At 38.0% G+C, this 13167-nt stretch carries 14 protein-coding genes, 1 pseudogene and 1 riboswitch; of the genes and pseudogenes, 2 read left to right on the top strand and 13 right to left on the bottom strand.

Going from position 1 to position 13167, the window contains the following annotated elements; translation table 11 throughout:
* Window positions 1-23: 23 nt before the first annotated feature.
* The 4 genes from queF to BUB66_RS10775 all read right to left on the bottom strand — a co-directional run bounded on the left by queF (window position 24) and on the right by BUB66_RS10775 (window position 3113).
* Window positions 24-425, bottom strand: coding sequence for a preQ(1) synthase (gene queF, locus BUB66_RS10790; RefSeq protein ID WP_073258401.1), 402 nt, complete (start codon window positions 423-425; stop codon window positions 24-26).
* Window positions 418-894 carry a QueT transporter family protein gene (locus BUB66_RS10785; protein WP_073258400.1) on the bottom strand — a complete coding sequence of 159 codons (477 nt, stop codon included), beginning with the start codon at window positions 892-894 and terminating at the stop codon, window positions 418-420. Before BUB66_RS10785 ends, queF begins: the two co-directional genes overlap by 8 nt.
* Window positions 895-1006: 112 nt before the next feature.
* Complete coding sequence (locus tag BUB66_RS10780; RefSeq protein ID WP_073258399.1) at window positions 1007-1984, bottom strand: cation diffusion facilitator family transporter; 978 nt, start codon at window positions 1982-1984, stop codon at window positions 1007-1009.
* A gap of 37 nt (window positions 1985-2021) precedes the next feature.
* Window positions 2022-2096, bottom strand: a riboswitch (NiCo riboswitch).
* Between the two features lie 537 nt (window positions 2097-2633).
* Entirely contained in the window at window positions 2634-3113 is a 480-nt protein-coding gene (locus BUB66_RS10775; protein ID WP_244269842.1) for a DIP1984 family protein, read from the bottom strand.
* A 460-nt stretch (window positions 3114-3573) separates the two neighbouring features.
* Here BUB66_RS10775 and BUB66_RS10770 point away from each other — a divergent pair, with 460 nt between their 5' ends.
* Together BUB66_RS10770 and BUB66_RS10765 are read left to right on the top strand one after the other, a co-directional pair.
* Window positions 3574-4032 (top strand): RNA polymerase sigma factor, encoded by a 459-nt coding sequence (locus BUB66_RS10770; protein WP_073258398.1) that lies wholly within the window; start codon window positions 3574-3576, stop codon window positions 4030-4032.
* Window positions 4032-4928, top strand: coding sequence for a sigma factor regulator N-terminal domain-containing protein (locus BUB66_RS10765; protein ID WP_073258397.1), 897 nt, complete (start codon window positions 4032-4034; stop codon window positions 4926-4928). Before BUB66_RS10770 ends, BUB66_RS10765 begins: the two co-directional genes overlap by 1 nt.
* Window positions 4929-5139: 211 nt before the next feature.
* On the opposite strand, the pseudogene BUB66_RS10760 reads toward BUB66_RS10765, so the two are convergent.
* The 9 genes and pseudogenes from BUB66_RS10760 to cas10 all read right to left on the bottom strand — a co-directional run.
* Window positions 5140-5382 (bottom strand): annotated as a pseudogene (locus tag BUB66_RS10760) (transposase); the annotation flags it as partial.
* Between the two features lie 34 nt (window positions 5383-5416).
* Window positions 5417-5680, bottom strand: a complete 264-nt coding sequence (locus tag BUB66_RS12255; RefSeq protein WP_073258396.1) for a hypothetical protein — start codon at window positions 5678-5680, stop codon at window positions 5417-5419.
* 56 nt (window positions 5681-5736) lie between these two features.
* Window positions 5737-6495, bottom strand: a complete 759-nt coding sequence (cas6, locus tag BUB66_RS10750) for a CRISPR-associated endoribonuclease Cas6 (RefSeq protein WP_084099007.1) — start codon at window positions 6493-6495, stop codon at window positions 5737-5739.
* 45 nt (window positions 6496-6540) lie between these two features.
* Window positions 6541-7224, bottom strand: coding sequence for a CRISPR-associated endoribonuclease Cas6 (gene cas6 / locus BUB66_RS10745; RefSeq protein WP_073258394.1), 684 nt, complete (start codon window positions 7222-7224; stop codon window positions 6541-6543).
* A 13-nt stretch (window positions 7225-7237) separates the two neighbouring features.
* Window positions 7238-8317, bottom strand: a complete 1080-nt coding sequence (csm5, locus tag BUB66_RS10740) for a type III-A CRISPR-associated RAMP protein Csm5 (protein ID WP_073258393.1) — start codon at window positions 8315-8317, stop codon at window positions 7238-7240.
* A gap of 19 nt (window positions 8318-8336) precedes the next feature.
* Window positions 8337-9254, bottom strand: coding sequence for a type III-A CRISPR-associated RAMP protein Csm4 (csm4, locus tag BUB66_RS10735; protein ID WP_073258389.1), 918 nt, complete (start codon window positions 9252-9254; stop codon window positions 8337-8339).
* Window positions 9255-9273: 19 nt separating this feature from the next.
* Window positions 9274-10062 (bottom strand): type III-A CRISPR-associated RAMP protein Csm3, encoded by a 789-nt coding sequence (csm3, locus tag BUB66_RS10730; RefSeq protein ID WP_073258388.1) that lies wholly within the window; start codon window positions 10060-10062, stop codon window positions 9274-9276.
* A gap of 21 nt (window positions 10063-10083) precedes the next feature.
* A complete protein-coding gene (gene csm2 / locus BUB66_RS10725; RefSeq protein WP_073258387.1) occupies window positions 10084-10530 on the bottom strand; it encodes a type III-A CRISPR-associated protein Csm2 in 447 nt (148 codons plus the stop codon).
* A complete protein-coding gene (cas10, locus tag BUB66_RS10720) occupies window positions 10531-12858 on the bottom strand; it encodes a type III-A CRISPR-associated protein Cas10/Csm1 (RefSeq protein WP_244269841.1) in 2328 nt (775 codons plus the stop codon).
* Window positions 12859-13167 lie beyond the last annotated feature (309 nt).

Genomic DNA, 13167 nt, shown 5'->3' with positions numbered 1-13167 from the left:
TGATATTGAGATTATTATTGCATTTATTTCGGTATAGTGCCGTATTTTGCCACAACCCTGGTTGATATGCCGCCCCTTGCCAGAAACTCTCCTATAACCTCCATGTACTTAGGCTCGAGGAGCTTTACGAGATCATCTAATATCCTGTTTACCGCGTGTTCCTGGAGTATACCTATATTTCTATAGGAAGTAAGGTAATATTTCAGTGATTTCAACTCCACCAACTTTTCGTTAGGAATATAGCGTATTGTGAGCCTGGCATTGTCCGGAAGGCCCGTCCACGGGCAGACGGAAGAAAATTCCTCCGTAATGTATTCGATAACCGTGTCCCTCCCGGGATACTCGTACTTTATCGCTTCCAAAACCTCGGTATCGATCTTTTCATAGCCGTAAATGTCGAACCTTCTTTTCCCGTACTTATCCATTAATAATTCCTCCTCTCTTCAATACCTGCTCCATAACAACACAGCCCGAAACCAACAGCACAATTTCTGCTGCCGAGACGCTCAAAAAGGTATGAAAAAGCGGGAATCCCGCTGAAACCTTTAACGTTACGGCCACCGAAGCGGAAATCCAGAGAGCTATGAAAACAGCACCGAAGATCCTCCGGGTATACCTTCCCACGTAGTAGCCCAATGTGCAGCCAACTAAATTGCTAATGGGCATGAACAAAAGCTCCATGGGACCTGCATAAGGGCTGAACAAATTAGAAAGGAAATTACCCACCATCATGGATACGGCAAACTTTCTGTCGAAGGTGGAGATGGGCTTTATTATCTCACCCAACCTGAACTGGGAGGGAAGGTAGGAAAAGGATGATGAAATGATGGTGAGAACAACGTAGAGGCAGGCAATCAATGAGATCTGGGCAACATCGCTCATTTTTTTGGGCATAAAAAAACCTCCTTGTTTTTTTAACCGGGGTAGCCGCGACCCGGGCAAGCCATCGCTTGCTGATTCTATTTTATCAGGGATTTTAAAATATCGCAATAGAGGCTTTTCTTCATTACACCGTCCTGGCAGGTTCTCCGTGCACAGTCGCCCTGCAGTGGATTCTCTCCTCAATCAACCTTTCGATCTTTTCCGAAAGCTCATGGGCTTCATAAAAGTTAAGTGTGCCGTCCATCACTACGTGAAGGGAAATTTCCTTGTACGCCCCGTAATCATGGATGAACACCTTGTGCACATCTATTACTCCTGGAAATGAAAGAGCAGCCTCTTTGACCTTCTTCACCAACTCTTCTTCCCCTATCTCTCCGATTAGTTTAGAACAAGAATCATAAGCCATAGTGCCTCCCGTATATACAATCAGCGCCGAAACCAAAAAGCCAAATACCGCATCTACCCTATAGTACCCGTATTTGGAAAAGATTATCGCCACAGCCACCAATACCGAAGCGATGGCGTCGGTCCTGTGGTGCCATGCATCTGCAATCAAAGCCCCTGCCGATATCTTATTGCCTAATTCTATGGAAAACCTGCTCATCCATTCCTTTATAACTGCTGAGGCCAGCATAAAAATTGCAACCAAGATGTTCCCAGTAACTTTTTCATTGGTCAAGAATCTTTCGTAAGAAGATTTGCCGAATTCAAAGCCCACAAAAATCAGCATTACTGCTATGAGAAGCGATGCCAGAAACTCAACCCTGCCGTGTCCAAAGGGATGTTTTTCATCCGGCGGCGCAGCGGAAAATTTAAAACCCAAAAGCACTACTGCGGAAGTAAACACGTCAGATGCAGTATGGACGCCGTCAGCAATAAGCGAGATGCTGTTCATGATAAAGCCTAAAACAAGTTTTATCACCGCAAGAAAAATATTTCCTATTATACTGACCCAGCTTTCTAAATAGGCTATTTTTTTCCTTTCTTCCGGATTAAATATTTTCCCGCCGGAAGAATTTATCTTTAACAACTTCAATACCAAATAGTCGGTGCTTTTTTTAATAAAATTATAAGACAATACTATAACCTCCTGCAGTTTCATAATACAATATATACAATATTAAAAAGACTTGCGGGATGTGAGTCCCGCAAGTCCATTGGACTTGCTGCGCCGACAAAGGCGCCCGGCCTTTCGCCTGATCTCGTTGAAGTTATTTTAACATGGAAAAAAAAGATATGTCAAGGGAAGTATAATCGTGTTTTCCAGTTACGTTATTTCGATCAGATACAAAATTTAAGATAACTCTCAAATTAACTAAAAATATAATCAAGCAGCGCTATGAATGATTAAAACATTATATATAAAGCGAGGCAGCGTATAAAGAAGCTCAATGAACTGTATGGAACAATAACGGAACTGCCCTATTATTGAAGTAAGAAGATGCTTCCTAATTCATTTCCATACTATCTCCAATTTAAAAATTTCTTGAATATAACCCATAACGGATACAGGGTAAGGATATTCTAAAAGAAAATTTCACACAATCTCCCTCTTTCCCGCCCTCACCGAAAGGTCGTCAGCGCCAGGTAGTACACTTTACACCTTATCGGTACACATGTACCCTGTGAACTTTACACCTTTACCGCATTAGTAGCCCTGCAATCTCAAAGCTATCTTAAAAGGCGGTCGATTTCCCCTTCGACCTAAGGGGACGCTCTCAACGATTCTTCCGGCTACGCCAAAAAAAACATTATAATTCTTCCACCAGTTCGTTAGCCCAGTTAGCTAACTGGATAGAAGCATCTAATTCGCGGTATCTTTTGGCATATTCATCAGCACGACTGCGCCATACTGCAACGTCTATAGTCGGTATAAATTTTATTTCCGACTTTGTTGTTCTCCATTCACGTGCGCCAACTGCCGCATCAGCTACTTCTCTAGCCGTCTCATGCAATAGTTTAAGCATGTCACGTTCTACAATTGCTTCCATCAGCGTTCTTCCATCAGGCAGCCTTACGGCTATATTTGTTTTGTTAATGGCAGTAGTTATTTTCTGCAATTTTTCTACAAGCACCAGTATTTTTTCCATCAACTGTTCCGGATTTTCTGCAGGTGCATCGCCTTCTTGCACTCTTGCATCGTAACACGCACGTGCACGTAAAGCTGCAATTTCTTCCTTTATCCTTTTTCGTTCTAATAATGCTTCTGCAAGCTTCATCTTATCTCCCACCTTGGGCAATTATTTCCCAAACCGGGAGTATTCCCTCCTTTCAATCTGGATTTGTCTTGCCTTGCGAAGATAATGTCACCGCAAAATGTAAATTTTTCAGGGCAACGACTTAGAACAAAGCATCGAAAGGAAATAAATTCTAGTGAGTTGAACTATTGTCATTTTAGATGAATTAAGTGCAGAAGTCAAGGGTATTATTACATCTGGCCGTTGTTAAGATTTAGAGTCCCTTTTATTAGCCACTTTTTATATCGTAATTCACCGATATTGTCATTAATTCCTGCTTGGATTTTAACGGATTTTAAATACTCTTATGAGAATATCCAGAATATCCATTTTTACTTCTCAATACTATCGTTTTATACGATAAAATTACTTAAATGAAGTTATAAGTCTTTGTTTACTTTCTTCCTTCTTTCACGTAATATTTAATGAAGCCACTAACAAGGAGGAGGGATTGATGTGGCAGGATTTGTTCAAACTTGTATTTCATTATTTGCTTAGCTTAGGTATATCGAAAGCCGACGCGGAAGATATAGCCCAAGAAACCTTGCTTTCCACATATCTGCATTTGGACGGAATCCAGGAAGGAAAACTAAAATACTATGTCCTCGCAACGGCAAAAAATAAATTCATCGATTTTATGCGAAGGAATAAAAAGGAAATCGCCGTTTCTTCCTTCGATGATTTACAAAATTTCTCACCGATTTGCAATATCGAAGACAAAGAAGCGATAAAAGATGTGGTCAATAAACTTACTCCATCCGAAAAAAAGCTTTTTTACCTGAAATATAATTTAGAGATGACGAACTCAGATATTGCAATTTTGCTAAACACCAATACCGACTCGGTTAAGTCAATGCTTTGGAGGCTGAGAAAAAAGATAAAGGAATATCTTGAAGAGGAGGCTAAAAGCTGATGTTGCATAATGTAGATTTTAACGAAAAGGCTTTTTTGCGCAAAGCCCGTCTTAAAAGCATCCTGCGCACAGCATTGGTTTCCATTGCGATTACGTTAGGCATTTTCGCATTGCTTTTTGTAATTCCAGAAACCATGCTACAGAACCAGGAAAACCGCATAGATAGTTTTTATCCGGATCTTGTCAAATTTAGCCAGCCCAACACTTATGCAATACGCGGAGAAAGCTACAACGTTCGACTATTTGGTCGCCAAAAAAAATATTATTTGCTGAGGTTGATAGTAAACAAACCGTATCCTGCCGGAATTATAACCGTAGACTTTGATATCTGGGGAGGAGAACAAACAAAGGGAAATAATTCTTTTGAATTATCTACGGTTATTCCTGAGGGGGCCAAAACATACTTAGTTCCCTATGCTGTGCCAAAGTTGATATTTTACCATCCTGCAGCAAAATACGATATAATCATCAGAGAATTCGAGGCCCTAGAAAAGATGCCAAACGATAACCTCGTTGAAATGGCTGTATCATTCAAAAAACCTCTAACACTTGACGAAATAAAAGGTGAAATTCCTGGAAACCTAAAATTAATGTGGGGGGCCGTTTCCGTTTTTTCAGAGAAAGATTACGAGAAAAATAGTTTTCTCTCGGAAAGATTGGTAGGAAATCCCTACCTAGAAAACCCTAACGGCGAGGAGAAATTTATAAAAGAACTTGAACGGTTGAGTGACATTCCAAGTCATCATTCAAAAAATCTCAAAAGGACAGTCGATTACTTAAAAGAAAACGGCATAAAATACTATGGTGCTGTAGTAGTCGGAAGTCCAAAGGATCTTATTAAATTGTCCTCAAATGAATTAATAACCGGTGCGGTATTAGGCATTGTTACAAGATAGGAAAAAAGACAATTACATGTTCGTGGCAGTGTAAATATTTTTGTGTAAGGTAAAATATTACACCAACATGCGTTTGGGTGAGCCTCTCTGCCTCCACTTACCCTTAACCCCTTGATGAATCCCAAAGGCCCTGCAGTCTGGCTGTCAAGGGCGTGCGCAGCACGGGCTTTAGCCTTTACCCTTGACTGCCAGGGCAAAGGGCCTTATCATATTCCCATTTTTCTGATACCTCAAGCATTTGTTCATATCCCGTCTCTTCGTTTGGAGCAGTATATATTCGTTTTAAATCCTTTGCAAATTCCTTACGATCCTTATCTGACACATATTTCAGCGTATTTCTTATCTGGTGGACTATGCACCTCTGATACTCGGTATTTGGAAAGGCTGCATTGATTGCCTCCTTTATCCCTGTAAGTGCATCAGCGCATAGAATCAAGATATCCTTTACTCCTCTTCTATATTTCTATATTCTAACATAGAAGGAGCTTTTATTTTACACAAAATATTTTACAACCTCCGGCCTCAACTTTTTCGTAAAAATCCCCCAGTTCTTCTTTTTTTAATTTTCTATTAAAGGGCAAACTGATTGGATATATTAAAATAACCTTTACGTCTTCTCCCTTTTCTCTTAAATGTTCTTTCAGTACAAACGAAGAAAGCTGCTTTCTTATACCTTTGCCCCCTATTTCGAAATTGTATTCCTTCGTTATGCCCTGGTCAAATCTCCCAACCTGATAAATCAGGCAAGTCAATCTTTACACCTCCAAGGAGAAATCCATAAATAGATTCGCGCCATTGTCTCCCCTTTTTAGTTTCCTATTACCTCAAAGCAGCCAAAACCCTGGGAATTTTTGCTTCCCAATCCAGTATCATACGCAACCCTTAATAATGGAAAATCTGCAAAAAGTTTATAAACACCCATCCAGCCTTTAATAACCGTTCCTTTATATTTTATTATTTTGCAGTACTTTTGATCCAACTCAAATGCAGGTTCTATTTTAAAATTCAAGCTCTCCTCATTAACCATATTCAGCAGTTTAGCCTTTTTAAGTAAATTTTCCCTGAGCAGCACAGCAAATTCATCTTCTCTAGGATTGAAATAATATGTTTTCTTGCCTCCTCTATCATCAAGATACGTTTTATAGACAACAACAGGTGAAAGCATTTTAATAAACAAGCCGTCTTTACATTTTTCTTTATCTAACTCCGACAAAACAGAAACTCCATTTATTTCTATGCCCTGGCCCATCAAGTCAAGACTGTTATTTTTCAAAAGCGAACTTGCAAAATCCTTTATAAACCTTTCAATCGGCGAGGAAACAATTAACTCAAATGGAGAATATATTTTGATTTTGTTATCCTGCAAAATCTCAAATCGCCCCAGCAATCTCGAAAAAGTAAAAAGTTTAAAACTCCTGCTGCCCAATTTAAATCCTTGATTATGCAAAAACTCCGAAAACTCCTCACTCAAATTTTTATAGATAAACGATTGGACTATGTAGTTATAATGAATTGGCAGTATTAGAGGTTCTTTTGCAGAAAAAGCGACTTTTATCCTCACGATCATCCCTTCTTTTTTCTATAAGAAATCACTGAATTAGTTATTCTATATTCACCCCAAATTTCCCTTTTCTTGTTGACAAATAAAATTGAATTCGGAAATCATCCCGTAACCGTCTTCGTTGAAAAATCCGAGCCCGCAAAGGTAAGCTACTTCTGTAAGCATTTTAGACCCTATTATCTCAAAAGCCCCCATATAAGCAACTAAATTTCCCTCAATTTTCTTTTCAAAATCATTCTTAAAAAAAAGAAAAACAAATCTATCATCCTCAGGGTACCTGTGAAAAATTCTTTCGTATTTAACTATCAAATTAGCCCTCAACAATTCGCTAAATTTCTCCGGCTTTTTTTCGTATTCGACAGGCTTAAAATTTTTATCCACAACAACCAGTGGCGACCACAAATAACCACTTTTACTACACTTTGTTTTCACAAAATCTATCCTTTCAATTTTAAGTTCCTGATTATCGGTTATAACTATCTTTCCTTTTAAGAGCCCAAGCGATAGACCAATCAAAGTCTCAACATCAGGATGCGAAAAATAAAAGGCAATTTTATCAATTGCCCAAAAGCCACTATCGGTCTTCCTTGTCTTTTTCGGAAAAACATCCGAAAACACGAACAAATCGTCGTTACAGTATTTTTTGAAGAAAGCCTTTAGATAGCGCTTATACATTGAATCGAAAAATATCCCTTTTTTTGCATTGCAAATTATCTTCATTCTCAGCATATCCATTAACCATTCCTCTTTAACAAAAACTTATTTTTACCCAACCCGGCACAGTGTACGGTTTGCCGTCCTTAAATATAATCCTTCTAGTTTTAGGAAACACATCAGAATCAAATTTTTTTATGAATTTCTTCAGTTTCAGCCTATTTTCGCCTTCGAATAAACTTGAAATTGTCTTACTGTTGAAGCCACTACCAAAGCCGATTTGTATCAATATTTCGTTGTCTTTCAGCTGGTTACTCAAGTCTTTTAACTGTTTGTAAAAGTTACTTATATCGTACATCGAAAACTTCTCATAAAACTTTATCTCCCTTTCGATATAGTTATTAATATCTTTTCTTATTAAGCTCACAAAATTTTTTATGTCATTTGCCCTCTTAATCTTTCCTTCGCTTATAATAAAACTGTCGTTAATCCTTCCATCAATGCTCAAAAATCCTTTACCCTTACTTCTTTTTTTCAATGCTTCCAAAAAAATCGAAAGAGCATCTTTTGGATTATCAAAGTTTCTTGCTCTGTTGTACCATTTTACCCTGCCGTTACATATATTCAAAATCTTCATCTCATAGATTCCCATATCCTCTACGTCAAAGGGCTCCGTGTCCCCTATAAGCAAAAACCTGAAAGGCGAGCTGTGCGGTTTGCCGAAAACGTTTTCTTCTGCTCTGTCATCAGCCCTTTTAGGGTCGGATTCCTTATCAATTGCTGATGTGTAAACTTGTTTTACACTGCTGTACAACCCCCTTGTGATGGAACTCCTTACAGCACCCTTTATGGAACTGCCCGGTATGTACGGTTTTCCTGCAGTCTTTATGAATTCTACTATTTCGCCTTTAACTGCTGAAGTTCCTACACATTCCAATATATATTTAATGTAATTGTCGACATTTATCCTCAAAGCTTTCCAATCCACATAACCGTTTCTGAATCCACATATAACTCCATCAACTAAGACTTTACTCCTGCTGATGTCTTTAAGCAATTTATAGATATCTATATACTTTAGCCGTCCCTCTCTGCACACATATTCAAAGGACATTTTCCTAATGCCGTTTCCAATATTTAAGGGAGAAATTACTTCAATCTCATAGCCTTTCAATACAAAACACCTCTTCCCTTTATAAAGGCTTCAAAAATGCCACCCCGTATCTTAAAACTCTATGCCCTTCAAAACCTTCTGGTGTTACATCTATTACAGTTCCCCTTAATTTTTTTCTAAAAACGCTTCCCTCTACCAGCATTCTGATTCGTCTTTTTTTGATATCGCTGCTGTAAATCGAGTAAACATAACCTCCCCTTTCTATAAAGTCATAACCAAACAAAGAATCTCTAAGATCGTCCTCCTGTGATGGACTGTAAAGTGAAAGCAACAGATACTCATCTGAACTTTTTTCGTCATCTTTAGCCTCTACAAAAGTGGGTTCAAAACAACCAAGCCCGTAGGTCCTTTCTCCCCCCAGGCCTTCATCTCCAAGAAGCCTTATAGCTGCTAATATTTCTCTTTCTACAGAGGGATCTACTTTCAAATAAAACCAAAGCCCTGCATTTTCATCAAAAACGCAGCTGCTAATATAGTATATATTACTGCTATTGCTCAACCTGTCCAGAACCACTCTAGGCCTTTCCAGAATTCTGACAACGTCGCCCTTATAATCCCCTTTCAATAAGAACTGTCCTTTGCAAACTCCCGATCTGCATTTATCACCAAGTATATCCTCCGAAATATACTTGACTTTTTTAGCCTTTTTATAATCTCCTACTAAATCATACAAATCTAAATTTATAGGCCTCGGCAATAAATAATCTTCTCCGACGTATATAAAAGCGGAGGAATTCTCAAAAAGATAAACACCATTAACAAAATTATCCGCCAATTTATCAGCTTTATCTTTGCCATAAAGCAGATTGTAGCAAGACATTATGCCGCTAAAGATTGTGTCGGAGTGGACTACATATTCCGTTAAGTTGTCCATCTTTTCTTTATACCCGAAATGCACGGGGCCTTTAAACTTCAATTTCACCCTGTATTTTTTCATATCTTTCACCATCGCTCGCTTATAGCTTTATCTCACTTAGGTCTTTCGCATTTTCTACTATTACTTTCTCTCCTCTTCCTTCCTCATAATATTCCTTGTCCCTAAAAGTAATTTTTATATTCTCAAACTTTATCTTGCCGTATCCTCTGCTTCCCTGTCCTCCGAGGTAATCATCCTCCAAAAGCTTCATCGCCTGGATAACTTTATTCAAATACTTTGTCCCTTCATCATTGAGGACATTTAGCACCATTTCGCCCTTAAACTTTGCGCCTGCCGGCACTCTCTCGGTCTGCCTCGGGTTAGCAGAAGAAGTAATTCTGTCCAGGTTGTTTTCGAATTTTACTTCAGTCCATTCCAAATCAATATTTTCTTTCATCTCTTCAGTTATGCTGTTTTTATCAAGCTTCGCATCTCTAACAATAAGCCTAGTCGGCGTGAGATTCTCAAACACCACTTCTTTTCCGGTGACAAACTTACGTTTTCCGTGGTTTCGCCCAAATATATTGCAAACCGCACAATCTTCTTTGTCGCACATATGTATCCTTATCGGATCATCTTTGCTCTCTTTTGAAAAAATAAGTTCTTCAGGTTTAATGAGTCCTTCGGCATACTCCATCAAAGACCTCATTTTCCCTTTTAAACTGCTTCCAGGAATATAAGGTTTGCCTTCTTCGTCTTTTATAACGGCATTATCAACGCCGCCTATGTCTATGCTGTTACTGGAAGCACCTATATGTAAACCCGTTTTGGCAATTATATCAAAGTTAATTATATATTTGCCCTTTAATATGTAACTGAAATTTTTCATATTAAACATACCCCCTAACCCTTATTCTTTTCCGCCTTTTGCTCTGTGATATGCTATAACTGCCTGGAAAAAGTCGAAAAACCTCCTATAATTGTCTTCATTCTTTTCAGCCTCATTGATTGCTCGTGAAAGTACTTCCGAAAATTTAACTTTTCTAAGTTCATTAAACCTACCCTCTGTATAGGCAATCAGCGACTTTAAAACCTTCAATTTGTAAATCGTTTCATCGCAAAATTTCTCCCTACTTATTCTTTTGGCTTCGTTATAGACCCTTCTTATCATTGAATAACTTACCTTTTTTAATTTTAATACCTCACCAAAATTTTCTGCACATTTAATAAACACATCGCCTCTTTTGTCCTTCTCTTTATTGATAGCTATTTCTATATTCTTCAAAACATAATCAAGCAAAAGATTTACATCTTGTCCCTCCTGATTCCATTTGTTATTCTTATGGTTATCCTGCATTTAATTACCCTCCCCTGCTTTTCTTGTCTCCAATTCTGCCCATCTTGTCGAAACATAAGAAAACTTGTATAACCTATTCCCTTTATCTAATAACAAGTCCTGAATTTCTTCGATATAGTCTTTCACATTTTCTGTTCCCCTTTTCTTCAACCTAGAAATATAATAGACAAGTTTCCACACTTTAAAAATTTCGTTTCGCCTTTCGGATATTTTTGAATCTTTCACAGCTTTATAAATTATATTTATCAAAGACCTTGGCACCTTACTATTTAAAGCACTCACAATCAATTCTTTTAACTTTATAAATTTATCAGCTTCTTCCCACCCTATATTGCAACCGCAAAATGAAAAACAATTTTTCCTCATTCCTTCTCTCTCATAAGCCTTTGCCTCATCTAGATGTTCTCCAGCTTCAACAGCCACTTTATACAGAGGAAACTTCTCATCAGGCGAAATGTCAAAGGCCATCGATATATTGAGCACCGGATTATTCCCTGTATATTCTTTAAAAAGCCTCCTTATTTCAAACGCTAAATACGGCATTTTGTCCCACGGACCCACAAAGAAGAAATCATCGCCACCGGCATATATCGCATAGCAATACTCGTATTCTTCTTTTATGACATCCTCCAGATACTTGCCGAAAAACACTGAAAGCTCGGAAGACAAAGTAAGCACTCTCGATATCGTCCTGTTATCCTCCAACCCTTCTCTAAAAATCCTCCCTAGATTGTCAACATCTCCTCTCAATATTCCCCATGTTTTTATCCCTTTAGCACTTTTACTTATTTCATCGAAGCTTATTATTTTTCCGCTTTTTTCATCCAATTTCATATAAGTAGGCACCTTCAAATAGTAAGTAAAACTATCGAAATCAAACTTTTCGTGCCTTTCTTTCTTTAAATCATAACAAAAGCCCTTTTTGGGAATATCCAGAAATTCTACTTCAACTCCAAAGCATTTAAAGACATCAAAGCACTTATTCATACTCAATTTTTCAGGGACAACATGTTTCTCATACAAACATCTCTTCTTTATAAGGTCTTCGCCCAGTTCTTCAAAACTGATGCAGAAATGACATTCGTCATCATAATACCTTCCGCAGTGAGGACATACGTTCTTGCCCGGCTCTTCTTTTATCTTAAATATACTCTTATTTTTTACCAGCTCGTAAAATTTGTTGTTTTTCTTATGCTGAACTTCTCTGCTTGCTTCGTCCATTTTTTCAGGGAAATTACATATAAGGTCATTTACATCCGCCTCTACCGCTCCTAACGATACCGAAAGTCTCCCCTTGTGAGCCTCAAAAAACACTTCGTCGATAAACTTCTGATATTCTCCAACTTTTCCCATAAAGCTTACGGGCATCAACAGATAGAAATGGCCACCGCCTGAGAATAACAAGTTAGTGAGCGGCAATTTTTCAGTCCTTAATATGTATTTTGCTATCAAGTCCATAATATAGGAGATGTAGAAAGACCTTCCTCTTAATGCTTTCGTGGCGCCATCCATTTTGGTGTCATAAACAAAGTCCTGTATTCCGGAAATATCACCCTTTACCAAGCAAAAATACTTGCCTTCTCCTTTGGAGGGAATTATCTTCCTTTTTAATTTGTCGTGGATAGAATCTAATTTTCTTCTTTCTTTTTCTTCTCTGAAAATACAAAATGCCACGGCAGCAGTAGATTTTAAATGCCCCCATAGAGATATATCAGGCCTAGAATAATAGAAGGCCGAAGGAATGTTAGAGGTATATTCTTCAAGCAAATACAAAAGCTTGTTAAGCTCTGCAATATCATCATAACAATTTATCTTCTTAAAATTTTCCTCAAATTCTTTCCACAACTCGGAGTACCTCTTTTCGCATTCCCTTTCATTTAAAATTTCATCAGTGGGCTTCTGATATTTATAAATCGGCCCTATTTCTTTATAATGCAATTTTTCTGCTCCGATACCGTCTAGTTCAATATTTGAAAAGATAGAAATTAATTGTTTTGCTTTCCCTTCATCTTCATCAATATCTTCTCTTTCATATGCTGAAATCTTATCAGCAATCGCAACAATCAAGTCTATTATATTTATAGGGTCATGGTGGTTTCTCACTGCACTTATTACTTCGCTTATTCCGACATTCTTCTCACAGAAATACGCTCCCCACTCCTGGTGTCTTGGACCGTATGCACCCTCAGATTTTATCAATGTGCCATATTCTTTTTCTATCTTTGCTCTAGTATTTTTGTCGCCTATCCTCTGATAAAACTTACCAATATCATGCAGAACTGAAGCTAAAAGCAATATTTTTTCTTCTTTACTGAAGCTTTCCTGCATCAACCCCAAATTTTTACCCCCTTTCATGCAAGAGATAACCATTTATTAGATTTACTCATTTCTACATCAATTTTCGTTTCTCCTTTTTTCGCTCTGTTTATTAAGTTAATAACCTTGTCCTTCTTACAAGAATACCTTGGTTTCAATCCCTTATATGTAGGTTAAAAACCAGATACACCGAAGCGAAATATCTGCGAAAGCTTGCGTTTCAATCCCTCATAGGTAGGCTAAAAACGAAACTTTGTCCCTGGTGTCGTCGATGAGCGGACAGGGTTTCAATCCCTCATAGGTAGGCTAAAAACTAGAGGA

This window comes from Caldanaerovirga acetigignens, assembly GCF_900142995.1.
Lineage (GTDB): Bacteria > Bacillota > Thermosediminibacteria > Thermosediminibacterales > Thermosediminibacteraceae > Fervidicola > Fervidicola acetigignens.
Note: the sequence above shows the minus strand (reverse complement) of the source record. Positions and strands in the feature narration are given on the sequence as shown.